Raw genomic sequence first — 25561 nt, forward strand, 5'->3', positions numbered from 1 at the left:
AGGGCATCATTCGATGCCCTTTCTTTTATGCGGTGATTAACCTTACCAAAAGGCCACCAGTAGACCAATCGTGATCGCCATTCCTACATAGTTGTTGTTGAGAAAGGCTTGGAAACAAAGCTCACGCTCGCGATGGCGGATTAGATGCTGCTGAAAAACAAACAAAGCACCAACCGCTAAAATACTCCAATAGAAGCTAGTGCCCAATTGGTACCACATTCCCAAACCAATCAGCATCAATAACGTGGTTAACTGCAATACTCCAATCATCATTTTGTCGAAACGACCAAATAGAATCGCCGTTGATTTGATGCCGATCTTTAAATCATCATCTCGATCTACCATGGCGTACTGTGTGTCATAAGCAATCGTCCACAGCGCATTAATCACAAACAAGAACCACACCATCGGTGGCAGTTCGTTAGCTTGTGCTGCCCAAGCCATAGGAATCGCCCAGCTAAAAGCTAAACCTAAAAACAGTTGCGGCAAGTAAGTATAACGCTTCATAAATGGGTAAATGAATGCGAGAAAAATACCAACAAAAGACAACTTAATCGTGAGCGGATTCATCGTCAGCACTAACACAAAGGAAAGCACCGCTAAGAGTAGAAACAGCGTCATCGCCTCACGTGCACTGATTAACCCAGATGGTAGTGGACGGTGCTGAGTACGTTTTACATGACCATCGACTTTACGATCAGCAAAGTCATTAATCACGCACCCCGCTGCGCGCATCATGATCACACCAAGAACAAACACCAACAACACTTCAAGATTAGGAATCCCCTGAGCGGCAATGATTAACGCCCACATGGTTGGCCATAACAACAATAGCGTACCGATCGGCTTGTCCATGCGCATCAACTGCCAATATGCACGCGCTTTAACTGCGGTCATTTGACTCTCTCCTTAGAGTAAATGGGAGCATCTGGTAAGAATAACTCAGCCACTAACATCGGTTTGTGATTCATCCATAAACGTGAGCGTCTCGCCAAACATAATCCATTGGGAGTGTGTGCCCAACCGACTTGTAGTGCATCACGTTTAACGTGTTGCGAACTAAATACGGTCAAGCCAAGCGGAATTTCTCCTTGTTGACGTAGGTCATGTGGCTGATCAGTTAGAGATGACTCAGGTATCAGAGTGCGCCCAATTAACCACGGTTGACCATCACCCTTCAACACCACTTTACGCAGCAAACATGGTTCATTCGCCAACAACAGACTTTCTTGCGAATCGAGTTGATTGGCTTCAACCTGATCGTTGTGAAATAGATCTACGTTCAATTGTTGGCAATAAGTTTCTAATAAACGTGACAAAGAGCCCTGTTCCAGTAACCATTCCCTCGCAATATGAGTAGGAAAGATAAAATTTTCAGGCTGTTGCCATTCGACTTGGCGCAGTGAAGACAGATAAAGCGCTATCATTTGATTCATATTAGTATTCAATCAGTCGCTCTATCGCGTACAATAAAGCTACAGTTCATTGGCGGCCCGTAGTTTACGATTCACCATTATTCCTTACAAATAGATGCTCTATTGTAACAAGACTCCGGCAATTCGAATATCGTGATCAGAGGAAAGAAAAGTTAGAAATATGCTTAAACGTTACCTAGCCCTAATATTTATGTCTCTTGCCCTGATCCCAGCGATGCCAGCCTTGGCGAATCAAGACGCAACAGTCCCTCAACTGGCCTATTTCACGCTTGAACCGGATCTCACCACAAATTTTTATACCAAAGGCGATAAACTTGGCTACATTCAAGTGCGTATCGATATCATGGTCGCTAATCAAAGTGATTTGCCACTCATCGAAAAGCATCAACCATTAATTCGTGATGCCATCATCGAAATGCTAGGTAAACAGACAGAAGAAACCATTAAGTCACTGGCGGGACGTGAAGATTTACGCAAAACACTGGTTCAAGAACTTAATGCAATCTTGTTACCTGAAACGGGCAAAACACTGATTGCTGATTTGCTCTTTACCAAGTATCTCTATCAGTAGTAACACGACATACAAACACAAAAAAAGCGGCTCAACGCCGCTTTTTTCATTTTCGAGTATCCCACACACCTATCGCGATACCTGAAAGTAAACCAACTAGGTGAGCGGTATTGGCGATCGCCATAAATGGCTGAACAAAACCCAAAACTAACCAAACTAACATAAAACCAAGTAGTGGTTTAGGCATGATCAAGCCTTTACTTGGCGCTCGGTAACCCAGCATCCAGATATAGCCCACTAGCGCATACACAACCCCGGACAAACCACCGAAGTTCGCACCTTCGACCCAATATTGACCAAACCCTGAAACAGCAGCTGAAATCAGGAAAATCTGCACCAACTTACCACTACCGAGGCGTTGCTCGATATCTCCCCCAAACTGCCACCACCACAGTAAGTTAAATACAATATGCATCACGGAAAAGTGCAGCAGCGCATGACTAAACCAACGCCAAATCTGCCACTCCTGACCAGAAAAAGCCGGGAAATGCAGTGCGTTAAATACGGTCTGCCCCATACCAAATTGTTGCAGAGCAAAAATGACAATACAGGTTGCCATGATCAACAAGCTAAACGGACCTGCTTTAGCTTTGATCATTGCCATCATACTTGGGGAATTGTAGCGAAATACATTTTTTCGACTATCAGCGACATCCCATGATGCAGCCTGATATTTTGTGTCATTGGGATTATTAAGGAACATTTGTAACTCAGCTTCTGTTTCGACTTGATGCTGAGCATCTTTGAGCCACAAAGCAAACTGACCGCCCCCCTCAGGCATCATGATTATTTCAACTTGGCGTGACGCCATATAATCAATAAACGCTTGAGCCATTCTTGGCTGGTTAAGGGTAATCAGTCTGATCATAAATAATGCTACCTATTTTGATTCCACTGGCAACTCAGCACGATGCCAAGCTTCAAAGCCACCATCTACACTATACACCTGCTCAAAGCCTTGGTTAACCAAATACTGGGCAGCACCTTGGCTACTGATTCCGTGATAACACATTACCAATACTGGCTCATCAAATTCTGCCTGCTGCATGAACTGCACAATCGTGTCATTAGTTAAATGAAAGGCATTCTCTGCATGCGCCACGGCAAACGACTGAGGATCTCGAATATCCAACAAGTGCGCCTGTTCATTTTTCATCAAAGTTTGAGCACTTTGCACATCAATATGTTTGAACTGGTCCATTTACTTTCTCTTTGGTCTTTTATTATTAGCAGTATTGTAACCTATCCAATGCTCAACAAGTACACGATGTGTGTAAGGTTATCCACTTGCGATCACTTCTTCGCCATTTGTGGATAAATTTGTGGATTACGTTGATAAAGTGTCTAAGCGCCTAACGATCCACTAGATGTTGTGATGATCCTTATTTTTTTGTGGGTAATTCAAATACTATCCCCAAATCAAATACGCCGTTTAAGCCTTTATTCACCCCGCTTTCTGACACCTAACCAAGAAATTTCTCACAGAGTTATCAACAGGCAGTTTTAGGTTTTAGATCGAGGTTGGCGATCAGGCATAAAAAAACCGAGATCAAATGATCTCGGTTTCTTAAAATTCTTTGTCTGAAATAGGCGTTACATTTCACCCACAGCCATTTTCAGCTTTTTCATCGCATTTTTTTCTAACTGACGAATACGCTCTGCAGATACGCCATACTTATCAGCGAGATCTTGCAATGTTGCTTTGTCATCCACCAACCAGCGAGAGCGTACAATATGCTGGCTACGCTCATCCAAGCTCGCAAGTGCTGCACTTAAACGATTATTGGTGTGCGTTTCCCAGTTCGCCGCTTCAATGTTTTCTGCTACATCAGAGGATTTATCTTCTAAGTACAACACTGGGGCAGGGTTTGAAGAACCGTGGTCATCATCATCAGCACTGAATTCAAACGTTGCATCTTGTGCTGCTAAACGAGATTCCATTTCACGCACTTCTGAAGGCTCAACACCAAGCTCACGTGCAACTGTCTCAACTTCACCATTGTTAAACCAACCTAAACGCTTTTTAGATTTACGTAGGTTAAAAAACAATTTGCGTTGCGCTTTAGTGGTTGCCACTTTCACGATACGCCAATTACGCAGTACGTATTCATGAATTTCAGCTTTGATCCAGTGAACTGCAAATGAGACTAGGCGAACACCGACTTCTGGATTAAAGCGTTTGACCGCTTTCATCAAACCGATGTTACCTTCCTGAATGAGATCCGCCATTGGCAAACCGTAACCTGAATAGCCACGAGCTACATGCACAACGAATCGCAGATGTGAAAGGATCAAACCTTTAGCTGCATCAATTTCACCGTCGTAATGTAAACGTTCCGCGAGTTCACGTTCTTCATCAGCTGTCAGCATAGGGTAGCCATTCACTGAACGAATGTAGCTATCTAAGCTATCTTGTGAAACTACAGCTATCGAATACGCTTGGTTAGTCATTCAAGTCCTCATCAAACTATGATCTGGATTAAGTGTTTTAGCCCATCAATACTGAACCCAAAATGAACAGGTTTCAAGCAATCAGAACAAAAATAGTTCAAACAAAATGTTTCAACGCGTGAAAAAGTATACGGTAGCGTATACTTTTTTCAAGTCATGTTGAGATAATTTTTAACCATTTGATTAAACAGGATCAATTTCGTTGAGATGTCGCTGTGCAGAGATCTTTGCGGCTAAACAACCTAAAAATGTGCCCAGCATTAATAGCAACAATGTCTCATCCCAACTCAAGCCGATCAAACGGAAGCGGCTATCATACAGAAGCGCTAACTGTTCAACACTACTATTAAGTAGAACTGTGATTAACGCGGTAAGAATCCATGCCGTAAGCGCACCAAGCAAACCAAACCACATACCAGAGTAGAGATATGGGCGCAAAATATAACTATTTGTCGCCCCAATGAGCTTCATGGTTTGTATTTCATGTTTGTTTGCTTCGACATTGAAACGCAGCGTATTGCCAACAATCAGAAACACCGATGCCAACATCAAAACTGAAAGTGTCACGACAATACTCAGCACTAAATTTTTGATCGCATCAAGACGGCTTAACCAATCTTCGTCTAAGCGTACATCGGTAATTTCCTCTTCCGCCCCAATACGCTTCGCTAACGCTTGGATTGTCGACTTATCGTCCGCGGATGGATTCACCACCAAGACACCAGGTAAAGCGTAATCTTCTAATAAAGAGAGCGCCTGATCAAAACCTGAGTACTGACTCAAATCCGCCAAACCTTGCTGTGGGGAGATGTATTCCACCGAAGCCACTTCGGATAAGCTCTCCAGCTCATCCTTTAACACCATAATGCGTGGCTCTGGCGTTTGCTCTTTAATATAAGCACTAATATGCGAAGGGCCGGCAACCTGACTGGTCGCAACAGCTACGTTCTTACCTAGCAGATATAGGCTGGCCGGCAGAGTCAACGCCATCGATATCACGGCCAAAGTCAAAACATTGCCCAGCGGGCGCGACCACAAGTTCTTAAAGGAAGCTTTAGCTTGTTTGAAGTGAACGGCAAAGTAGCCATCACGTTGGATGCGAGCACTCTTTTTCACTGGCTTTTTGTTACGAGCATTAGCGGCCATAATCTTCAACCTCACTCAAAAAGCCTTGATTTAATTCCATATGACGATACTGAGGACGCGACTGCACTAAATTCATATCATGTGTCGCAAGCAAAATAGTCACACCCGCACGATTGAATTCTTCCAATAGGCGTAACACGCGCGCTGAGAGCTCTTGATCCAAATTGCCCGTTGGTTCATCTGCCAATAACAGGGTTGGTCTATTTACCACTGCCCTCGCGATACCGACTCGCTGCTGTTCACCACCAGAAAGCTGGCTAGGTAAACAACGTGCTTTATCCAGCAACCCGGTTTTATCTAATGCCGCTGAAACACGATGTTTAATTTCATTTTCAGAAATTGATTCAATCCGCATCGGTAACGCCACATTGTCGTAGACCGAACGATCCATTAATAAGCGATGATCTTGGAATACGATCCCGATGTTGCGGCGCAACAACGGGATATCCTTATTTGGAATACGGGTGATATCATGCCCATTAAAGCTGATTTTACCGTCAGTCGGACGTTCAATCGCACATATCAATTTAAGTAGGGTACTTTTACCGGCCCCTGAGTGACCACCTAAAAATGCCATTTCGCCACGGCGAAGATGAAAATCGACCTTTTGCAGAGCCTGTCGACCACCACGGTAAGCTTTGCTTACTTGCTCAAACTTAATCACCCGTTGTTCCTCTTACTCACAAACCGATTAATCTTCTCGGCTAAACAGTGCGTCAATAAACTCTTGTGTCTCAAACGGACGTAGGTCATCAATACCCTCGCCCACACCAATAAAGCGAATTGGAATTTGGAACTGATCAGCCAGCGCAAAAATCACACCACCTTTTGCCGTACCATCCAGCTTAGTCAGGGTAATACCCGTGATCGGTGCAACATCGCTAAATAGCTTCGCTTGGCTAATCGCATTTTGACCAGTACCCGCATCTAACGTCAGCATCACTTCATGCGGTGCAGAGTTGTCGATTTTCTGCATCACACGAACAATCTTACGTAGCTCTTCCATTAGATTAGATTTGTTTTGCAAACGGCCAGCAGTATCAGCAATCACAACGTCATAACCACGTGCTTTTGCCGCTTCAATCGCATCATAGATAACAGAAGCACTGTCAGCGCCTGTATGCTGAGCAATCACTGGGACGTCGTTACGTTCACCCCACACTTGTAACTGTTCAACGGCTGCAGCGCGGAAAGTGTCGCCCGCAGCCAGCATCACTTTTTTACCTTGTGATTGGAATTGCTTCGCAAGCTTACCAATTGTGGTGGTTTTACCCACACCGTTTACGCCAACCATGAGAATGACATAAGGCGTTTTGCTGCTATCAACTTCAAGCGGCTGTTCAACATTAGATAGAATCCCAGCCATCTCTTCTTTCAATAGACCGTAAAGCGCTTCGCCATCTTTTAGATCGGCGCGAGAGGCTTTCTCAGTCAAGTTTTCGATGATCTTGAGCGTGGTATCCATACCCACATCAGCGATGAGCAGTTGCTCTTCTAGTTCTTCAAACAGATCATCATCAATCTGTTTGCCTTTAAACAGGCCAAAGAAGCCTGCGCCAATATTGGCTTTTGTACGCGCAAGGCTGCGCTTCAAACGAGCAAAGAAACTTTCGGTTGGTTTCTCTTGTTCTTGAACACGCGGTTCAACGGTGTCTGTTGGTTGTTCTGCTTCTGCTTCTGCTTCTGCTTTAACAGTCTGTTGTTCAGTTTCTACTTCGGCAACGGTTTCTTCTTGCTCTACAACTGGCTCGACAACCTCTTCAGGTTGAATGGACTCTACCTGCTGCTCTTGTTCTGGTTGCTTAGCTTGTTCATCGTCACCAAAACCAAGCCAAGAGAGCAATCCGCGCTTCTTTTTTTCCGTCATCTGGGGATATCCTAGATTGTCTTAATTAAGTCTGCTTCTTCTTCACTAAGCTAACGCAAAATGAAAAAGAAAATGACAACAGAGTGAAAAGTTACCACTTTAATCATGATTTAAGGTTACACTTTGTCATCAATGAAATTAGGCTGTACTCAGCGCGTAAACGCTGAGCGACTGGGTATAGTATCACTTTATTAGCGGTCAAAAAATCTATGGTAAGACGTCGCCAGCAAAACACATCACAAAAAAAACCTTCAACCGGCTTTGTTCGAATTATTAGTGGCTTATGGCGTGGACGAAAATTGCCTGTTCACGATGCCGAAGGACTTCGTCCAACCACAGATCGCGTTAAAGAAACGGTATTTAACTGGTTAGCACAGGATGTGCCGCAAGCGAAATGTTTAGACCTATTTGCCGGCTCCGGCGGTTTAGGTTTTGAAGCCGCATCGCGCCAAGCTGACTCAGTCACCTTGATTGAGCTTAACCCGGCGGCATTCAAGCAGCTAGAACAGAATATTGCGTCACTTAAAGCCAACAATATCGTGGCAAAAAATACTGATGCACTTAATTATCTGAGCCAAGCTGGCACACCCCATCATGTGGTGTTTATCGATCCACCGTTTCGTAAAGGCCTACTCAGTGAAACTATCAGCTTACTTGAGCAAAATGGTTGGTTAGCCGACGATGCGATGATTTATATTGAAACAGAAAAAGAGCTGGCCATTGAAGATCTACCCGAACACTGGCACCTGCATCGAGAAAAAACAGCAGGACAAGTCAGCTTCCGCCTATACCATCGACAATCAGCATAAGGATAGTAAATGAAAGCACTGATTTTGTTAGCGAAAGCCGCGATTGGCTTTGTGTGGTTTGTTCTGATACTAAACTTTTTTATGCCTTTTCCAGGTAACGCAGCAATTGCACTCTACATTTTGACTGCTTTCTTATTCATGATGCATGGACTGCAAATGCTGATCTTTATTGGTGCCTTTGGCGATAAAATAAACATGAGCGGCTGGGAGAAATGGTCAATACTGATTTTTGGTATTTTCGCCCTACTCGACATTCGCCGTAAGTATATGATGTGATGTAAAAAAGCCGCTCAATTGAGCGGCTTTTTTAATTAACCCAATTTGATTAGAGGCTAAGGTAGTTCTTCAAACCATCTAATAGCATTTGAGTGGAAATCATCACCAGTAATAACCCCATTAAGCGCTCAATGGCTTTTAATCCTCGCTCACCTAACAATCGATGTAACACGCCGGAGAACATTAAAATTACAAACGTTGCTGACCATGCGATGGCTACCGCTCCTGAAAGCTCCCACAATTTGTCTGGGTGTTGGCTAGAGAGCAGCAAAATAGTCGCAATCACTGATGGACCAGCTAGCATCGGAATCGCCATAGGGACAATAAATGGCTCTTCACCAGCCGCTAAACCCGTAATGCTCCCCGCCGATGGGAAAATCAACTTAATCGCGATGATAAACAAGATAATCCCGCCCGAGATACTCAGGGTTTCGGGTTGTACATGCAAAAACGCCATGATGTTTTTGCCAGCAAAAAGGAACAATAACAGAATAGCTAGCGCAAAAAACAGTTCACGAACTAATACGATTCGACGTCGCTTTGGCTCTAAATGCTTTAAGATTGAAAGAACTATCGGTAGGTTACCCAGTGGGTCCATGATTAGAAACAGCAACGTCGCCGCAGAAAGAATGTCCATTAATTACCTCCAAGACTTTGCCGCGAAGTATAACCGCTAATGACCAGCCTTGCCTGAGAGATTCCTTTCCCTCACGATTAAGATTAATGACCGCAAACTCGCTCTTGATTCACCACCCAGACACCACCTTGCTGAATGATTTTTTGACGTTCCACAAAGAAGGCAAATAGCTTTTCAAAATCAAAGCCCGATAACTTACAGGTACGGAATTGTGCCTCTGTACCAAATTCCTCGATCACCGATTGGCGTAGATCAGATTCAGTCATTGGTTTTTCACGTAAAAGGTTCAGTACTTTATGTGCGTGAATTTCACTCATATTTATAACTCCTAACGGATGAAATCATGCACACAGCATAACTCAGCTTGGTGTAGCACGTCTTTGATGTTAGATAATGAAGGATGCCGTAATCAAACAGTGCGCCAGAAGATAACTACCCGAAATGAGATAACGCCCGAACACAATAGGTTGGCGATAATCATGAATCGCGAGCATAACCGCGGAGGTGGTCAAGGTCAGGCTACCGATAAAGGCACACAACGCGGCCGTGTTTTTTTGGTACATCCAAAACTCACCCGTAACCCAGTTGAGTTGTAGCAACACCATTCCCATAATCACAACAGGAAAAATGAGCCTGTCAATTTTGGGAAGTAACAAGAAGAACGCGACAATCCCCATAGCAAGAAGCATCGCCGCCAACCACCAGATAATTTGGCCAGACAACACCAACCAAAAAGCCGTGCTGTAACAAAGTTGCGCAGCAATAAAACTGGCGAAACAGATTCGTTTGAAGCGCTTGGTGATATAGAGGCCATCAGCCACCATTGAAATAATAAGCCCGAGTGAGACCCACCACTCTGCGCGTCCAACTAGATTGCCTTGCCCCCACAACATACAAAGCAATAGTAGCATCGAGAAACAGGAGAAAAATATTGCTTGCTTCGGCTGATTATTTTCAATGGATGTAATTGAAATAAAACCTGACAAGGAAACCGCTAGCCAACTCCACATAATGCTACCCCTATGACATCGAATCGCTAGTTTAGGGGGCACATCGAACTTGTCCATCCTTCAACGACAAATATTGGATCTTGATTACGATTGCATACTGGCCAAGAAACCGAATGCCGCACAGTAAATCAATAGATTAACCTGTGCTTTTAAGGCGTTTTCTATCACTAAACAATCGCGCTGTGTTTTTTAGACAAAAATCATTATGGCTAAATATCACCAACCTACAGATACAGATTAAATTTTAATAAAATCAGAGTCTTATGCTTGCATTTTAGTTTTATAGAATTCAAACCCACGTTTTCTTGTCTTACATTTTCAATTAACTGGTCATTTCATCAAAAATCATCTCGCCAAATGAGAATTTATTCCAATAAAACTCATCTAAAAACATAAAATGATACAAATCAGTTTAAATCGACAACTTTCATCCGAAGCCAATAAAACAAAAGAAAAATATAGAACACAAAGTAATCCGATTTATTTTAAATAAAAACAACAAGTTAAACTGGATGTTGCATTAAAGACAAGTTCTGAGCTCATTCAAAACAGCGAAACCAACAACCTAAAGCAAAGGATTAACCGTAATAATCGAGACTATTAATTTGTTTTTAAGGTGTTATCAAGTTGATTGTTGATCAAACCACCAAAACTCTGCTATTCTTTATTACATAGAATATAACATCAATAAAATGGAGCAGAATTATGATTACTTCTTCACAAAAACAAGGACTTGTAATGATCGCAGTTGTTGTTGGCTTAATGATTCTGCCAATGATGTACTAATCGAATTACAAAAAAGAAAGGGACGCCTAATGGCGTCCCTTTTTTGCTTTATGCCTCAACAATGAACAAACTCTGTTCATAATCTAAGCGCAAATCTAATTTTCTATCTCTCAACGAAACTACTGGTTTTATCGACTTATTTTGAATTATCAGAAGTGCTTCGATAAAACATCCCAATGCGCGTAATAAAACAGCATTGCCGCCAAGGTAATCAACGTCATCAATGAAATAGCAACTCGCCAAATAAAACGGCTACTTCTTGGAGTTAACTCTTTTTCACACTCATCGCAAGTAGACAAAAAGTCACGACGATTATCTAATTTATAGTCGTATTCATGGACAATTTTGTTTCGTATCGTCGCGATATAGCGTAGTTTTCCAATCACTTGATGAGGCAAACGCTCTTCACAGCTGGTGATCAACTGATGTAAGCCTTTGCCTTCCGCGTGATATTGAGTACGCAGCAGATGCTCGATTTTACGAGTGCGTGTAATCACGCTATCGATGTCTGACATAACTTATCTCCCTGCCAAGTATACACATACCTAAAGACGCTAACATTCAACCGGATTACTTCCGTCATTTGATCTTTAAGTGGTCAGTGTATACAACAATCGTCTCCTTATTCTCTTTCTAATATAACAAGTTGCAAGATCATTCCTACCTATCAATTGCGTGTTCATGACTGAATTCACGAGTTATTAACGCAATCAACTGTGATATCGATCGAAAATCTATTTTTGCTATGAGCAATCTGTGCTTTATATCTCAGAGCTTAGTCAACATCGAACTAAAAAAATAGCTAGAATGCCATGTTGCAACTCCAAGGAAGAAACGAATGCCTATCACCATTTTTGTCGCGATCGCATTGCTAGGGCTTTTAGCTGGTTGGTTTTTTATTAGCTTTTATCGTCGTCATATGCAGGGAGAAGATGCTCCAGAACAAAAGGCTGACGTAACGATTCTAGATAAACAAGCGATTGATATTGAAAATGCCGAACCAGGCCAAGATGACCAAGAGTATTGGATCTACGTTCAACGTGGCCGTGTAGGCCCTAAACGTGAGTTTCAAGTTGGTATTCATTACTTCCATGCTTTGAATCCGGGGGATAAAGGGACGCTCACATACCAAGGTGATAAATTCCTCCATTTCGCACTCAAACGTCCATAACCCCATACACCTTGTATAGTGATATCAGCATAATCAAGGCAACAACCATTTGGTCTTATTGCTCTGCGCTAGCAAATAACTCAATGCTAGCGCTCCCCCACCACTGAGCACGACCCACATTGGAATCACCCATAGAGGGTGCCCCTCATGCCAGCCATAAGCTTTCATCGGCCATAAAAAGATGGGGTGGAGTAAGTAGATACCCAAACTGTGTTGACTGATCAATGCCACCACTTTATGTGCACCTGCAGATAGGTAATCACTAAAATAGCGACAGGCAATAAAAATCATACTCGCCGCTGCGACAACGTTTAGCGTCTTATAGGATAACCAGCGTCCAACCGTATATTTCCATAATTCAATACTATGCGTTAAAACCATAAAGGCTGTGATCAATAAGGCGAATATCCCCAGCCAAATGAAGCTATTTACGACCCAAGACTTGAGAGGTACATGCTTATATAGCAAGTAACCAAGGGGCAAGTAGCCGCTATACAACCATAACTCAAGGTTCCACACTCCGTTGATGCCAAAGAGGTACAACCCAGTTGTCACCAACCAAATCAATACATATACCACCAGCGCTTCTATATTGCCGTGTTTAACCGTCGCTTGAAAAAACGGGATCAAAAAATAAAGTGGGATAAAGTAATAAAAGAAACCGAGATGGTAATAGGTTGGGTGATCGTAACTATGGGTTAAAACTTTCGTCACTTCACTGCCATTGAAACCTTGAGCCGTCCAACCAGATAGAAATGCATAAAACAGCGACCAAACGAGAAATGGCACCAACACTTTACCCAGGCGACGTTTCATGTAGTAGCCTAGATCAAAATCCCGCTTATCACTGAGCAACAGCGCACCAGTAATTAGGATAAAAACCGGTACCGCCCAACGACTAACGCTGTTAATGGAGACAGCACTTGCCCATTGGTCAAAAGGAATCACACCGAGTTCATGGCGGTATGGTGCCAATACATGGATAGCGATGACAGCAACAGCAGCAACACAGCGTAGCAGGTCAAAAAATTGGACGCGTTCTCTCATAAATCAACAATCACTTATTTCAGTGTATTGACTATAGCAACAAAAAAGCTGACTAAACCAATAACAAGTAAGGGTTTCGCCAGCTTTTAGTAAGAGTGTTAATTCAAGCAATTGTTATCAGCTCGATGCTTGCTCCAATTTCGGTAATTTAAGAGAAATGACCGTAGTAATCGCCAAGAAGGCAAATGACACCCACAAACAGGCAGCCAAGCCCGCCATTTGAAATACCCAACCAGAGAGAACTGTGCCGATCAAGCGTCCCATCGCATTAGCCATATAGTAAAAGCCTACATCCAATGACACACCATCACCTTTGGCATAGCTAACGATAAGATAAGAGTGCAACGACGAGTTGACTGCAAATACAGCACCGAAAATCATCAGGCCGACCACTATTACCAATTGCGGCTGCCAGCCAATTTGCACCGCATAGGCGATACCGGCAGTGATCACCGCGAGCAAACCCGCCCAAACTAATGCTGCACTTCCATCTGGTACTCGACCTTGTGCCTTCCCAGTGATCTTTGGAGCAAGGCCCTGAACAAAGCCGTAAGCAATCACCCAAAGCGCAAGAAAGCCTCCCACCCATAGGTGTTCCCAACCAAACGTACTGCCAAGATAAATTGGCAATGCAATCACAAACCACACATCACGAGCCCCGAACAGGAACATGCGGGCCGCAGAAAGAATGTTGATCGACTCTGATTTTGAAAAAATTTGACTAAACTTCGGCTTAACTTTTGCTTTGCCCATATCACTTTCAAGGCCAAGTAAGCTACCGAACAGCACTAAGCTCAGTACGCCCGCCATCAGCAACACTGCCACTTTGAACCCCACCAGCGATAGCAACAGACCACCAACAAAGAAGCCAACCCCTTTAAGGGCATTCTTTGAGCCGGTTAAAATGGCTACCCACTTATAGAGCGCACCTTGTTGATCATCCGGAACTAAAGTTTTAATCGAGCTCTTAGCACTCATCTTATTTAGATCTTTAGCGATACCGGACATCGCTTGCGCGAGCATAACCCAAGGAATGGTTAACCATGCATTTGGCACCGCCAACATAGCTAAGGCAATAATTTGCATCGCCAAACCAAGGTTCATGGTTTTATTAAGACCAAGTCTTGCGCCAAGCCAGCCACCAATTAAATTTGTGACCACGCCAAAGAATTCATAGAAAAGGAAAAGAGAGGCAATTTCTAGCGTGCTGTAACCCAAATCATGAAAATACAACACCACCAGCATGCGCAGGGCGCCATCGGTAACAGTAAAGTTCCAATAGTTAAAGGTCACCAGCATGTACTGACGAACACTTTTGCTCAAATTGGCAAACATAAGCCACCTTGTATGAACAGCAATTGAAGCTTTTGGTCACCCATGATCCAAAAGCTTCTAGAACTAAAGATTAAGCTTGAGCAACCTGCTCAATGTATTCAACTTGAACTGGCTTGGTAAACGCGCCAGGACGCAGCGCTTGAACTTGAGCGATGATGTCAGCCAAAGCCCAATCGCGTTCAAGTAGAAGGTGCGCAGCCAGAAGACCTGTACGGCCCGAGCCGCCCATACAGTGCATAGCGACCTTACCACCTTGCGCCACAATCTCGTGCAGAGTTGGCGCAGCAGCTTGCCATTTGGCGGCAAATTTTTCATCAGGAGCACAATCGTCTTCAATTTCAATTTGGAACCATTGCATGCCAAGCTCTTGAGTGAGTGAGCCCAGTTGAGAAACATTTTTCTCGGCCAGTTCATGATCGTCTAATGCCGTCACAATGGCTTGTACACCTTGCTCTTTTAACTGTTCAAGACTTGCGTATAGTGATGCGTCTTTAGTACCTGGACAAGGCGTCAAAATCAGCGCGCCTTGTTCAACGTCAAGCTGCCATGTTGGATGTGTCATGATCATTTCCTCCTATACCAAACCAACTTTACGTACTAGCTCTGCGGTACGTGTCGCGTAACCCATTTCGTTGTCATACCAAGCATAGATTTTCACCATGCGAGTACCAACCACCATGGTCGAAAGCGCATCAACGATAGTCGAGCGTTGGTCACCTTTGTAATCAATCGAGACCAATGGACGATCTTCAAAACCTAAAATGCCTTTAAGTTCGCCTTCTGACGCTTCTTTTAGTAGCGCATTTACTTCTTCCGCTGTCGTATCGCGCTTCACATCAAAAATAATGTCAGTCAGTGAGGCGTTAGCAAGCGGCACACGCACTGCGTGGCCATTAATTTTGCCCGCAAGCTCTGGGAAGATTTCTACAATAGCCGTTGCCGAACCCGTCGTAGTCGGAATTAAGCTCATACCGCAAGCTCGAGCGCGGCGCAGATCTTTATGCGGCGCATCCAAAATGGTTTGAGTATTGGTTAAATCATGAATGGTGGTAAATGATGATTGCTCAATACCCAGTTTTTCATGAATAACCTTCACTACTGGCGCAATGCAGTTAGTGGTACACGATGCCGCCGTGACAATGCGGTGAACATCCGGATTAAAGATCTCATCGTTAACACCGACAACAATGTTGGCAATGCCTTCTTCCTTCACTGGCGCAGAGACCACAACACGCTTAACGCCTTGTGCTAGGTACTTGTTCAAAAATTCAGTTTTACGGTGTTTACCTGTTGCTTCAATCACCACATCACAGCCAGACCAATCAACCGCGTCGATCTCTTTTTCACGAGTCGTTTGAATACGTTGACCCGCAATAATCATCTCATCACCATCAGTGGTAACTGCGTGGTTCCAACGGCCTTGCACTGAATCAAATTCCAGTAAGTGTGCCAAAGTATTGCAATCGCCTGCGACATCATTGATCAAAACAAACTCCAGCTCAGGCCAGTCAAACGCAGCACGTAGCGCAAGGCGACCAATACGGCCAAAGCCATTAATACCTACTTTAATTGTCATAATTAAGTCTCTTCTACAGTTATTGGCAGCAGACAGGACGCTGCTGAATTGCGTTTAATCTATCGATATCTTGTTGGTACTCCGTTTTTAAGCAGTTTGAAGCAACAAGATCATCAATCAATTTATTCATCCAACCCGGCAATGATGGATTGCGGCGGTAAAACACCCATTGGCCTTGGCGCACGTCGACCAAAATGCCACTTGAGCGCAGTTGAGCTAGATGTCGGGAAATTTTTGGCTGGCTCTCTTCAAGAGCCTGAGTTAGGTCGCCGACGCATAAGCACTCTTCACGCATGATAAGCATAAGACAACGCACGCGAGTTTCATCGGAAAGCAATTTAAAAAACTGATGTGGCAACATTAACAACATCCTCATATATGGATATGCATATATATTTGATCATTTTTAACCAAGGATCAAGCTTCATTTCGCATTGTCATAAAAGTTTCATCTAGGGACGACGATTATACTCAGGTGACTTCTAGGCGTGCTGGTATCGTAAGATTAATTGATCTTGTTAATGGCTTGGCTCCACTGCTGAGCTTTCGCAATATTAGACATCACATCTTCAAGCGGTAAATCGAGCAAAGCGCAAGCTTGCTGCATGCCTTGCCAATCTGCCCTCTCATAACACTCTTCAATATTGAGTAAGATGCCATAAGGCCCTTGGCGCTCAAGCAGGGCTTGTTTGATGGCTCTATTTAGTGGGAGTTGTTCGAGTAGTGTTTCAATGGATAGATCAAACATCGCATCAATAATCGAAAACAACCCAATAAGAAATGCTTGTTCTTTATGTTGTTGCAAAGGGTTATGTGCAGACATCAAGGAGCAGAAATGCGCGCGTTGCAATGAAAGATAGAAAAGTTCACGCGGTTTTTTATTGGAAATAAATGAGGCAACAGTGAGCGAGACAAACATCTTTAATCGCTCTTGCCCTAAGTAAACTAGCGCCTGATGAAATGAAGAAATCGTAACCTCTAAACGATCGGAAAGGTTGTTCACAAAATGCAGCAGCTTATATGACAGCGCCACATCTCTGGCGACTATCTGCTCCACCTTTGCAAAATCCACCTCGTCCTTACATACCTCTTGGAATAATTCCATCGCAATCACTTGCTCAGGGCTGATATACCGTTGCTCAACCATTTCAGGTTTAGCAAAAAAATACCCTTGGAAGAAATGGAAGCCCGCTTCACGCGCCTGTTTAAACTCTTGTTCTGTTTCAACACGCTCTGCAAGGTATTTACGTTTACTTCCACCAGCCAAGCGCTGTTTTACAAACACACATGAGTTCTCTAACCCCAACGCACTAATATCGATTTTCACAATATGAACTAATGGAAGAAACCTCTCCCATTCAGGGGTGTAGACAAAATCATCCAGTGCCAACATGTAGCCCTGTTGGCGCAGTTCACGTAGAGCAAGATAGAGCTCATCGGTAGGCTGGCAAGTCTCTAGTACCTCAATCACTATTTTGTCTTTTGGCAATGTTAGCGGTAGCCGGCGGAGCAAACTTTGATAGGGGAAATTGACGAAATAACGAGAGTGAGCAAGGGCAGGATTAGTACCGATAGTCAAAAAGTTTTCAGCGATTAAACGATAAGTCGCTCGGTTTGATTCTACGTGGGCTGGATAGGCGTTCTCGACACCATCACGAAACAACAACTCATACCCGAGGGTTTGCCTGCGAGTATTGAGGATTGGTTGTCGCGCCACGTAGGTTTGCTTCATGCACTATTTATCACTTATGTCAGTTTGTTAGGATTTCGCTGTGGCTAATAATGCGCCACAACCAATAAACATTGAGCCAAACAGCTTATTAATCTTCGCCATTGCTCGTTCAGAACGAATGTATCGCCCCATTTGCGAGGCTAATGTTGTGTAACCCAGCATCACAAATGCATCAATTACGACAGTGGTCACGCCCAAAATTACAAATTGAATCAGTTGTGGCTGACTCGGATTAATAAACTGTGGAAACAACGCCACCAAAAACACGATCGATTTAGGATTGGTCAAGTTAATCGCAATCGCACTGCACATTAGAGAGAAACCACTACGCGGTATATTATCGCGTTGCGTAGTGAAACTGCTGTGGTCGCGCCACTTTTGAACACCTAACCAAACTAAGTAAATAACACCAACCCACTTAATTACAGAAAAGGCCATTGCTGATTGTGCGACCAATGCCCCAATACCAGCGCCAACTAAAACGATATGGAAGGTTAATCCAATTTGTAGACCGATGATCGCCCCCAATGATTTGCGCGTTCCATAACTCAAACCATTACTAATCGAATTTACCGTGCCTGAGCCCGGAGCCAGACTAAATACAATCGCTGTGGCCACATAAGCCAACCAAACATGCCATTCCATGCCGTAATACCTCTCGACTAATTGTCATTAGCCAAACATAATTAAAACTTGTTGTATACCCAAAGAAGTTTAGGCCTTATCCCTATGACCACTATGCACGCAGCCAACTCGCTTTCTTATACTCAAGAGCCTCAATTTGAGCAAGCCATTACCGGTGAAATTGCCGAGTTCTGGCAGGGTCGTAATCAAGGTTTCTTACGTTCAAGCGATAAGCGCAAACTTTACTGGGTTTCTTTTACCTCAGAACAACACACAAAAGCGATCGTGGTCGTCAATGGCCGAATTGAATGCTGTGAAAAATATCAAGAACTTCTGTTTGATTTGTTTCGCCAAGGCTTTGATGTCTATAGCTATGACCATCGTGGCCAGGGGTTATCCGAGCGCTTAGTGAAAAATCAGGATATTGGCTATGTCGAAGAATTTGATGACTATGTCGATGATTTGGAACTCATGGTGCAGCACTTTCAACTGCAGAATTATCGAAGTCGTTATCTCCTTGCACACTCGATGGGCGGCAATATTGCCACTCGTTATATACAGACACGTCCTAGCCACCCATTTACCGCGGTCGCGTTAAGCGCACCTATGTTTGGCGTCAATCTTAAATGGTACTTAAAACCCATCGCTCACTGGGTTGGCCAGATCCTTACCGCCATTCATGCTGAGCCGAATTATGCACCCGGGCAAGTTCCATACTACCCAAAACCGTTTGAGGGCAATTTACTGAGCCAAAGTGATGTGCGCTATCACTGGTTTAGGCAGCTCTATCAACAAAAACCTGAATTACAAGTTGGGGGCGCGAGTGCTCGCTGGGTATGGCAAAGCTTACTGGCTTGCAAACAGTGCCTATTGCTGACACGTCAAATCAAAGTACCGCTATTAATATTGCAAGCAGGCGATGACCAAGTGGTAGCGAATCAAGCGCAAATCGCTCTGGTAAAAAAACTAGCAAAAACCAACGCAACTTGTGCGTTAAAGATTATTCATCAAGCACGCCATGAGCTGTTGTTTGAAAAGGACAAATATCGCAATCAAGCGTTGAATACCGCGTTGCAATTTTTTGCGCAGCATCACTAAATAAGGAAAAAGAGGGCGTATTTTTTACCCTCTTTTTTGTTCCTCAATTGGAGTAAAATGCGCCTTGCGCAATTTGGCTTCTCAAGTTGCGACAACCTGTTCACATGAGGGCAATATGACCACTACACGCAAAGAGACTCCATTCCAACTTGTCGCCTCAGATCTTGATGGAACGCTACTCGCGCCAGACCACAAACTTAGCGAGTTTTCTAAGCAAACTTTGAAAGATCTTCATAACCAAGGCTTCACCTTTATCTTTGCAACCGGTCGCCATCATATTGATGTAGCTGGCATTCGTGAACAAGTTGGCATTCCAGCGTACATGGTGACATCAAACGGCGCACGCGTGCACGACCAAAATAACAATTTGATGTACAGCAACAACGTACCAATGGACTTGGTTCAGCCGGTGATCGACACGATCAAAGTTGATCCAGAAATCTTTATCCATCTTTACCGCAATGATGAATGGATGCTAAACCGTGATGATGAACTGTTGCGTGACTTTCATGAAGATTCAGGTTTTAGCTACACCTTATACGACATTGACAATCCGCCAGTAGACGGCATTGCTAAACTGTTCTTTACTCACCCAGATATGGATCACGAGTATTTGGTTCAGTTCGAAGAGAAACTGAATGAGAAGTTTGGCGACCAATTAAATATCGCCTTCTCAACGCCTTGGTGTTTAGAGATTATGGCTGCTGATGTATCAAAAGGTGACGCACTAAAAGTGATTGCTGAATCCTTAGATTTAAGCCTTGAAAACTGTATCGCTTTTGGTGATGGCATGAATGACGTAGAGATGCTTGAAATGGCTGGTCGTGGTTTGGTGATGGAAACCGCTCATGCACGAGTCAAAGCAGCATTGCCAAACAATCAAGTAATCGGCAGCAACGCAGATGATGCCGTTGCGCACTACCTACAAGACAACTTACTGTAAGACGTAACATGTTCCCCTGAAAAGGCAGCACTCGCTGCCTTTTTGTTGCAATTACTCTTGGTGTAAAATCGCCTGCCATTCTTCTTCCGATACTGGCATCACCGACAAGCGATTACCTCGCTTTACTAACGGTAATTGCTCAAGTTCTGACATCGCTTTGAGTTTAGCCAGCGGAATCACTCGCGACAGTTTTCTCTCAAAGGCAATATCAACCATAAACCAGCGCGGATTATCCGGTGAAGACTTGGCATCAAAGTAATCACTTTCAACATTAAATGCAAAATGGTCAGGGTAAGCCTCTTTAACGACTTTGGCGATACCTGCCACGCCCACGTCTTTGCAAGATGAGTGATAAATCAGCACCAGATCCCCCACTTTGACCTCATCCCGCAGCATATTTCTCGCTTGATAATTTCGGACACCCTCCCAACATGAAATGTTTTGTGTTCGCAACGTGTCAATAGAGAAGGTATCTGGTTCAGTTTTAAACAACCAATATGCCATAATGTCTCCAGTTTAAATCCGATTAGGGAAGAGATAGCATGAAGGCATTAACTACCCCTGTGATGCTGGTCAGCCTTTTGACTTTACAGGCTTGTTCAATGGTAAGCGATGAGGCAGCTCAGCCGACCACTGAGACATCAGTCACCGTAGCCAGTTTAGAACAACCCAATACCATAAAACCACAAACTTTCGTGATGCGTGGTGAGGTAGTCCTTGGTCATGAAGCGCAATCTATTCAACCTTGTGGCAGTGAAAAGCAGTATTGGTTAGCGATCGATCACGACAAGTTTATGCAAGCCCAGGCTCTGATCTCTGCGCCATACCAACCTATGTATGGTGAAATGATTGGTTATCTCGAAACCTCCAGTCGCGATGGCTTTGATGCCGACTATGACGCTCGATTTGTCGTGGAACAAGTTAACTTGCTCACCGCAGAAAACCCAAACCGCTGCGAACGCCCACTGCAAAAAAATCGCGCTTTTGGTAATGAACCATTTTGGTCATTAGACTTCAATAACAGCGAAATTAGCTTTCAACCTATGGGTGGTCAAAAGCAAAACTTTGCTGTCACCCAATCTCGTTTCGAAGCGAACCGCCGCCGTTATGACTTTGCAAACGGTCAATTAGAACTAAATCTGCGCAGTTGCAACGACGGTATGAGCGACAGCATTTATGGTTGGAGTGCCTCACTTCAAGTTGGCGAAAAGCAGTACCACGGCTGTGCGACTCTATCGAATCAAGATGCGACGTTAAATTGGACTGGTACCTACCAAGCGACCTCGACTCAAAGTGCTGGCTTTAGTGTCATCCTCAATATGCTAAGTGATCACTCGGCCACCACTACCTACCGTTATCAAGATAACAGCGGGGATTTAGTTGAACGCGGTTATTGGCAACAGCTAAGCCCACAACAAGTGCAAGTGGTGATGACTCACCATCAACAACAACCATTGTTATCAGAGCGCTTGTTCATTCGCGATGGTTATCAATTAACTGCCGATAAAGAAAAAGTGGGGGATGTGGTTTATCCTATCGCTGATGGCGGCTTGACTCTATTTAAAACCAAGCAAGAATTCAGTGCCGATCAAATCACGACACCACCAGCCTCACCAGCTCCGCTAACTGAAGCGCTCGCGGTTACGTCCAGTGCTCAGTTTGATGCCAAAGTAGATAGCGCGCTGCGTAACTATTTCACTATGCACAAAACTGACCCTGCAGAGACTCGATATCGTTGGCTTACCTATGATCTCAATGGCGACGGACAAGATGAGTTACTCACGCTGCTCGATTGGTGTGGCAGTGGCGGCTGTACGCTATTGGTATTTGAGAACCATCAGCAACAATGGCGTTTCAATAGCCGCATGACCTTGGTTAATACGCCATTTTACGTCGGACAGCAAAGCCAGAATGGCTGGCGTGATTTAATTATGCCCGTTCGTGGTGGTGGCGCGACGCCAGAGCTGCATCAACTACGTTATAACGGCATCAGCTACCCTCTGAATCCAAGTACGGCACCAATTGCGAGCCAAGATAACCTAAGTCCCGTCACTCTGTTCAGTGATGGCTTAGTACCACAACAAGAAGGAGCCAAGCTGTAATGTCAGCGCCTCATGCATGTGCAGGCTGCGGCCTGCACCATCAATGTGTTTGCCACTTATTGCCACACTTTGATATTCCTGCACATATTGCTTTGTTGATGCATGAAAATGAACTCACGCGCGACACCAATACCGGGCAATGGCTAATCAAAGCCATTGCTTCCACCAGCCAACATATCTGGCAACGTAAAGCCCCCTGCCCGAAGCTCATGGCGTTAATCAATAGTCAGCAGTATCAGCCCTACTTGCTATTTCCAAGTGAAGAGAGCGTAACGATAGAGCAGGCAAAAACAGCAACGCAAGCCGAGCAGAAACGTCCGTTATTGATCATATTGGATGGAACCTGGCAAGAAGCAGGGAAAATGCTGCGCAAAAGTGCTTGGTTGGCAGAACTGCCACACGTACACATTCAACCCAACGAACAGTCAGACTATCAATTGCGTCGTAACCAGCAACAAGGGCATCTTTGCACCCTTGAGGTGGGAACGGAGATCGTTAAAGAATTAGGGCTAATAGAACCTGCTCGACAACTCAGTGATTTCTTCCATTACTACATGCGCGCCTTTAAAGCCGATAAAAGCGGCCATGCGTTAAAAGATTAAAGCTGTAACAGCTCATCTAGGCGCTCAATTTCAACGTCAGGCAATATCGAAGCATGTTTTTCGTGGCGAACGCTTAAACCTTGGTCGTTGATCCAACAAGCTTGAAAACCGTTATTCTTCGCGCCAGCGACATCGGTAGTAAGATGATCGCCAACATGCAAAATATGTTCACGTGGCAAAGTAAGAAATTGTTGAGCTTGAGTAAACATATCTGCATGTGGCTTGGCATGACCATTTGGACCTGCGCGCAAAATCAAACTGAAATAGTCACTTAATCCAATGCGCTCGACATCGACATTGCCATTGGTAATCGCCACTAATGGTCGTTTGTCAGCTAATTCCGCCAATACTTGGTGAGTGCTTGTCGGCACACTAAAATCACTTCGCAGCTCTACAACGACCGCCATCAGATCATCGGCCGCTTGTCGTGCCTGTTGCGCTGAATAACCTAAAAGCAGTAGACCTTGATAAATGGTGGTATGGCGCCAAAGCGCCACATCGCTATACAGCCAGTTATCTTGCTCAGCCAACTGCATTTTAAGTGCTTGCCACCATGCCTCGTTTTGTGTGGCACTGATCGGATGATGTAGGTGTAGCCACGCATTTGCATCACGCGTTAAACGCGCGATCACCGGACGATTATCGTAAAGTGTGTCATCCAAATCAAAACTCATCGCTTTGATTGGTGCTAACTGACGATAGAACTTCATCACATCACCTTTTCGTTGTTAGTTACTTCTTCTTGGCTCGCGGATGCGCTTGGTCATACACTTGTGCCAAATGTTGGAAATCCAAGTGGGTATAGATTTGCGTGGTGGAAATATTTTCATGCCCAAGCAGCTCTTGCACCGCTCGTAGATTATTACTCGATTCCAACATGTGAGTCGCAAAAGAGTGTCGAAGTTTATGCGGGCTAATATGACTCGCCACCGCTTGTTTTTGTCCCCATTCCGCCATGCGTTTTTGTACATTGCGATGCGAAATACGCACACCAAGCTTAGAAACAAACAGCGCTTTTTCATCCGGATTAGCAAGCCCTGAACGCACTTTTAACCATTTCCCCACCCACTCTTTAGCGAGACCAGAAAATGGGACTTTACGTTCTTTATCACCCTTACCAACCACACGCAGCTCACCGCTAAACAAGCTAACATCTTTGACGTTAACACTGACCATTTCAGCCAAACGTAAACCTGCGCCATACATCAACTCCATCATCGAGCGATCGCGAATCGATAATGGATCGTCATCCGTCACTTCTAACAGCTGCCCCACTTCATCGACATCGAGGTTTTTCGGTAGCGGACGTTTCTTACGCGGCGCACTGACACCCTTTGCTGGGTTGGCAGAGAGTTCTCCGCGTAAAATTAGAAAATCAAAAAAGCTGCGTAACGATGACAGACGCGTGGCTAAGCTACTCGCTTTCATTCCTTCACGCATGCCTTTACTGGCGAGTTGACGCACCCATGCTGCATCCACTTGGGTCCAATCTTTGACACCCATGCTCAGCAAATGCTGAGCCATGGTTTCTAATTGTTGCTTGTAATTACGTTGAGTGTGAAGACTCAGCCCTTTTTCACTTCGTAAGTATTCATAGAAGCGATCCAAGGGCGTTTGCAGGCTGTTAGGCAGAGGTTGTACTGATTTGTTCATTAATGTCCACTTGCCATGGCAAGGTTACAATCAAATACGAAAGAACGAGTGCCAGATGGCGTAAAAAGAGAGTATCCATATGAGGCTGGAAATGCCCGCCATCATCGCTAGAGAAAGCGATAAGGCCCTGTATTTTACCTTTTACTAAAGGTAGCACAACGTAAGACCCCAACTCAGGGGTACGATTAGATTCACCAAATAAAAGCTCACGATCTGCTTTGCGCATACGGCCTAAATACGCCGATTTACCATTGAGGTTATTGGTAGCAAAACGCTGATAATGCTCGTAGCTCAGCTGATAGTGTTTCGACGGTGCATCAAATAGACGCACGTATGCGAGTAAACCGAGCGCCTTCGCTTTCGCTTCAACTTCTTTGATGACTTCCAATAAGCTGTCACACTTTAAAAGCTGCTCTTGCAACTGCATAAATTCGTGAAAGGTTTTATCGTTATTCGCTGCCAGCGACATCAGCGTAGTAATCTCTTCTTCGAGTTCTTCAATCCGCTGACGTTGGCGATTAAGTTGAATATGAACCAGTGATACCGCGCCTTGCTCCTGCATCGGCAGTGCCAGTCGATCGACCAATTCTCGGCGCTGAACAAAAAAATCTGGATTATCACGCAGATACTCTGCGACAACTTCTGCAGTTAAAGCATCCGCTTCAATGTGTGACACAAACAATCCTTAG

Annotated in this window: 31 protein-coding genes; 8 read left to right on the forward strand and 23 right to left on the reverse strand. The window is 44.3% G+C overall.

All coding sequences use genetic code 11. The annotated features are described in order from the left end of the window. Window positions 1-42: 42 nt before the first annotated feature. Together ubiA and Vt282_RS12950 are read right to left on the reverse strand one after the other, a co-directional pair. Complete coding sequence (gene ubiA / locus Vt282_RS12945; protein WP_162063565.1) at window positions 43-897, reverse strand: 4-hydroxybenzoate octaprenyltransferase; 855 nt, start codon at window positions 895-897, stop codon at window positions 43-45. Next, on the reverse strand, window positions 894-1436 hold the full coding sequence (locus Vt282_RS12950; RefSeq protein WP_162063566.1) for a chorismate lyase: 543 nt from the start codon (window positions 1434-1436) through the stop codon (window positions 894-896). Before Vt282_RS12950 ends, ubiA begins: the two co-directional genes overlap by 4 nt. A 160-nt stretch (window positions 1437-1596) precedes the next feature. On the opposite strand from Vt282_RS12950, the gene Vt282_RS12955 reads away from it, so the two are divergent. Then, on the forward strand, window positions 1597-2007 hold the full coding sequence (locus Vt282_RS12955) for a flagellar basal body-associated protein FliL (protein WP_162045381.1): 411 nt from the start codon (window positions 1597-1599) through the stop codon (window positions 2005-2007). A 46-nt stretch (window positions 2008-2053) separates the two neighbouring features. Here the strand turns inward: Vt282_RS12955 and glpG are convergent, their stop codons facing one another. The 6 genes from glpG to ftsY form a co-directional block, all read right to left on the reverse strand. After that, on the reverse strand, window positions 2054-2875 hold the full coding sequence (glpG, locus tag Vt282_RS12960) for a rhomboid family intramembrane serine protease GlpG (protein ID WP_162063567.1): 822 nt from the start codon (window positions 2873-2875) through the stop codon (window positions 2054-2056). 12 nt (window positions 2876-2887) lie between these two features. Then, window positions 2888-3208, reverse strand: a complete 321-nt coding sequence (glpE, locus tag Vt282_RS12965; protein WP_162045379.1) for a thiosulfate sulfurtransferase GlpE — start codon at window positions 3206-3208, stop codon at window positions 2888-2890. 392 nt (window positions 3209-3600) lie between these two features. Further along, window positions 3601-4458, reverse strand: a complete 858-nt coding sequence (rpoH, locus tag Vt282_RS12970; RefSeq protein WP_162045378.1) for an RNA polymerase sigma factor RpoH — start codon at window positions 4456-4458, stop codon at window positions 3601-3603. 183 nt (window positions 4459-4641) lie between these two features. After that, window positions 4642-5604, reverse strand: a complete 963-nt coding sequence (gene ftsX / locus Vt282_RS12975) for a permease-like cell division protein FtsX (RefSeq protein ID WP_162063568.1) — start codon at window positions 5602-5604, stop codon at window positions 4642-4644. Further along, window positions 5594-6268, reverse strand: a complete 675-nt coding sequence (gene ftsE / locus Vt282_RS12980; RefSeq protein ID WP_162045376.1) for a cell division ATP-binding protein FtsE — start codon at window positions 6266-6268, stop codon at window positions 5594-5596. Before ftsE ends, ftsX begins: the two co-directional genes overlap by 11 nt. 27 nt (window positions 6269-6295) lie before the next feature. Then, entirely contained in the window at window positions 6296-7471 is a 1176-nt protein-coding gene (gene ftsY / locus Vt282_RS12985) for a signal recognition particle-docking protein FtsY (protein WP_162045375.1), read from the reverse strand. 209 nt (window positions 7472-7680) lie between these two features. Here ftsY and rsmD point away from each other — a divergent pair, with 209 nt between their 5' ends. Both rsmD and Vt282_RS12995 read left to right on the forward strand, forming a co-directional pair. After that, window positions 7681-8280 carry a 16S rRNA (guanine(966)-N(2))-methyltransferase RsmD gene (gene rsmD, locus Vt282_RS12990; RefSeq protein WP_162063569.1) on the forward strand — a complete coding sequence of 200 codons (600 nt, stop codon included), beginning with the start codon at window positions 7681-7683 and terminating at the stop codon, window positions 8278-8280. A gap of 9 nt (window positions 8281-8289) precedes the next feature. Beyond that, window positions 8290-8556, forward strand: a complete 267-nt coding sequence (locus tag Vt282_RS12995; RefSeq protein WP_162063570.1) for a DUF1145 domain-containing protein — start codon at window positions 8290-8292, stop codon at window positions 8554-8556. 49 nt (window positions 8557-8605) lie between these two features. Here the strand turns inward: Vt282_RS12995 and Vt282_RS13000 are convergent, their stop codons facing one another. From Vt282_RS13000 to Vt282_RS13015, 4 genes are all read right to left on the reverse strand, one after another. Beyond that, entirely contained in the window at window positions 8606-9193 is a 588-nt protein-coding gene (locus Vt282_RS13000) for a YhgN family NAAT transporter (RefSeq protein ID WP_162045372.1), read from the reverse strand. Between the two features lie 83 nt (window positions 9194-9276). Further along, a complete protein-coding gene (locus tag Vt282_RS13005) occupies window positions 9277-9510 on the reverse strand; it encodes a YecH family metal-binding protein (protein WP_162063571.1) in 234 nt (77 codons plus the stop codon). A gap of 69 nt (window positions 9511-9579) precedes the next feature. Next, window positions 9580-10203 (reverse strand): lysoplasmalogenase, encoded by a 624-nt coding sequence (locus tag Vt282_RS13010; RefSeq protein ID WP_162045370.1) that lies wholly within the window; start codon window positions 10201-10203, stop codon window positions 9580-9582. A gap of 935 nt (window positions 10204-11138) precedes the next feature. Beyond that, on the reverse strand, window positions 11139-11504 hold the full coding sequence (locus Vt282_RS13015; protein WP_162063572.1) for a DUF4145 domain-containing protein: 366 nt from the start codon (window positions 11502-11504) through the stop codon (window positions 11139-11141). A 323-nt stretch (window positions 11505-11827) separates the two neighbouring features. Here Vt282_RS13015 and Vt282_RS13020 point away from each other — a divergent pair, with 323 nt between their 5' ends. Next, complete coding sequence (locus Vt282_RS13020) at window positions 11828-12160, forward strand: DUF2500 domain-containing protein (protein ID WP_162045368.1); 333 nt, start codon at window positions 11828-11830, stop codon at window positions 12158-12160. Window positions 12161-12193: 33 nt separating this feature from the next. Here the strand turns inward: Vt282_RS13020 and Vt282_RS13025 are convergent, their stop codons facing one another. From Vt282_RS13025 to rhtB, 7 genes are all read right to left on the reverse strand, one after another. Next, window positions 12194-13207, reverse strand: coding sequence for an acyltransferase (locus Vt282_RS13025; protein ID WP_162063573.1), 1014 nt, complete (start codon window positions 13205-13207; stop codon window positions 12194-12196). A gap of 117 nt (window positions 13208-13324) precedes the next feature. After that, a complete protein-coding gene (gene arsJ, locus Vt282_RS13030) occupies window positions 13325-14542 on the reverse strand; it encodes an organoarsenical effux MFS transporter ArsJ (protein ID WP_162063574.1) in 1218 nt (405 codons plus the stop codon). Between the two features lie 70 nt (window positions 14543-14612). After that, the gene (locus Vt282_RS13035) at window positions 14613-15104 is read right to left on the reverse strand and encodes a cyclin-dependent kinase inhibitor 3 family protein (protein WP_162063575.1); all 492 of its coding nucleotides are present in this window, start codon (window positions 15102-15104) and stop codon (window positions 14613-14615) included. A 12-nt stretch (window positions 15105-15116) separates the two neighbouring features. Further along, window positions 15117-16118, reverse strand: coding sequence for an ArsJ-associated glyceraldehyde-3-phosphate dehydrogenase (locus Vt282_RS13040; RefSeq protein WP_162063576.1), 1002 nt, complete (start codon window positions 16116-16118; stop codon window positions 15117-15119). Between the two features lie 19 nt (window positions 16119-16137). Then, a complete protein-coding gene (locus tag Vt282_RS13045) occupies window positions 16138-16479 on the reverse strand; it encodes a metalloregulator ArsR/SmtB family transcription factor (RefSeq protein WP_162063577.1) in 342 nt (113 codons plus the stop codon). Between the two features lie 144 nt (window positions 16480-16623). Further along, complete coding sequence (locus Vt282_RS13050) at window positions 16624-17850, reverse strand: EAL and HDOD domain-containing protein (RefSeq protein ID WP_162045362.1); 1227 nt, start codon at window positions 17848-17850, stop codon at window positions 16624-16626. Between the two features lie 27 nt (window positions 17851-17877). Continuing rightward, complete coding sequence (rhtB, locus tag Vt282_RS13055) at window positions 17878-18495, reverse strand: homoserine/homoserine lactone efflux protein (RefSeq protein ID WP_162045361.1); 618 nt, start codon at window positions 18493-18495, stop codon at window positions 17878-17880. 84 nt (window positions 18496-18579) lie between these two features. On the opposite strand from rhtB, the gene Vt282_RS13060 reads away from it, so the two are divergent. Together Vt282_RS13060 and Vt282_RS13065 are read left to right on the forward strand one after the other, a co-directional pair. Continuing rightward, window positions 18580-19572, forward strand: a complete 993-nt coding sequence (locus Vt282_RS13060; RefSeq protein WP_162063578.1) for an alpha/beta fold hydrolase — start codon at window positions 18580-18582, stop codon at window positions 19570-19572. 115 nt (window positions 19573-19687) lie between these two features. Beyond that, entirely contained in the window at window positions 19688-20515 is an 828-nt protein-coding gene (locus tag Vt282_RS13065) for a Cof-type HAD-IIB family hydrolase (RefSeq protein WP_162063579.1), read from the forward strand. Between the two features lie 51 nt (window positions 20516-20566). Here the strand turns inward: Vt282_RS13065 and Vt282_RS13070 are convergent, their stop codons facing one another. Next, window positions 20567-21019 carry an EVE domain-containing protein gene (locus Vt282_RS13070; RefSeq protein ID WP_162063580.1) on the reverse strand — a complete coding sequence of 151 codons (453 nt, stop codon included), beginning with the start codon at window positions 21017-21019 and terminating at the stop codon, window positions 20567-20569. A 38-nt stretch (window positions 21020-21057) separates the two neighbouring features. Between Vt282_RS13070 and Vt282_RS13075 the strand changes: the two genes are divergently transcribed. Together Vt282_RS13075 and Vt282_RS13080 are read left to right on the forward strand one after the other, a co-directional pair. Then, window positions 21058-22617 (forward strand): COG3650 family protein, encoded by a 1560-nt coding sequence (locus Vt282_RS13075; protein WP_162063581.1) that lies wholly within the window; start codon window positions 21058-21060, stop codon window positions 22615-22617. After that, the gene (locus tag Vt282_RS13080; RefSeq protein ID WP_162063582.1) at window positions 22617-23219 is read left to right on the forward strand and encodes a tRNA-uridine aminocarboxypropyltransferase; all 603 of its coding nucleotides are present in this window, start codon (window positions 22617-22619) and stop codon (window positions 23217-23219) included. Before Vt282_RS13075 ends, Vt282_RS13080 begins: the two co-directional genes overlap by 1 nt. Here Vt282_RS13080 and yigB read toward each other — a convergent pair. From yigB to Vt282_RS13095, 3 genes are read right to left on the reverse strand one after another with little or no spacing between them, the layout of a single operon-like run. Next, window positions 23216-23929, reverse strand: a complete 714-nt coding sequence (yigB, locus tag Vt282_RS13085) for a 5-amino-6-(5-phospho-D-ribitylamino)uracil phosphatase YigB (protein WP_162063583.1) — start codon at window positions 23927-23929, stop codon at window positions 23216-23218. The genes Vt282_RS13080 and yigB overlap by 4 nt on opposite strands. Window positions 23930-23951: 22 nt before the next feature. Next, window positions 23952-24872 (reverse strand): tyrosine recombinase XerC, encoded by a 921-nt coding sequence (xerC, locus tag Vt282_RS13090; protein WP_162063584.1) that lies wholly within the window; start codon window positions 24870-24872, stop codon window positions 23952-23954. After that, window positions 24844-25548, reverse strand: coding sequence for a DUF484 family protein (locus tag Vt282_RS13095; RefSeq protein ID WP_162045353.1), 705 nt, complete (start codon window positions 25546-25548; stop codon window positions 24844-24846). The genes xerC and Vt282_RS13095 overlap by 29 nt, the downstream gene beginning before the upstream one ends. Between the last annotated feature and the right edge of the window lie 13 nt (window positions 25549-25561).

The sequence above is a fragment of the Vibrio taketomensis genome, assembly GCF_009938165.1.
Lineage (GTDB): Bacteria > Pseudomonadota > Gammaproteobacteria > Enterobacterales > Vibrionaceae > Vibrio > Vibrio taketomensis.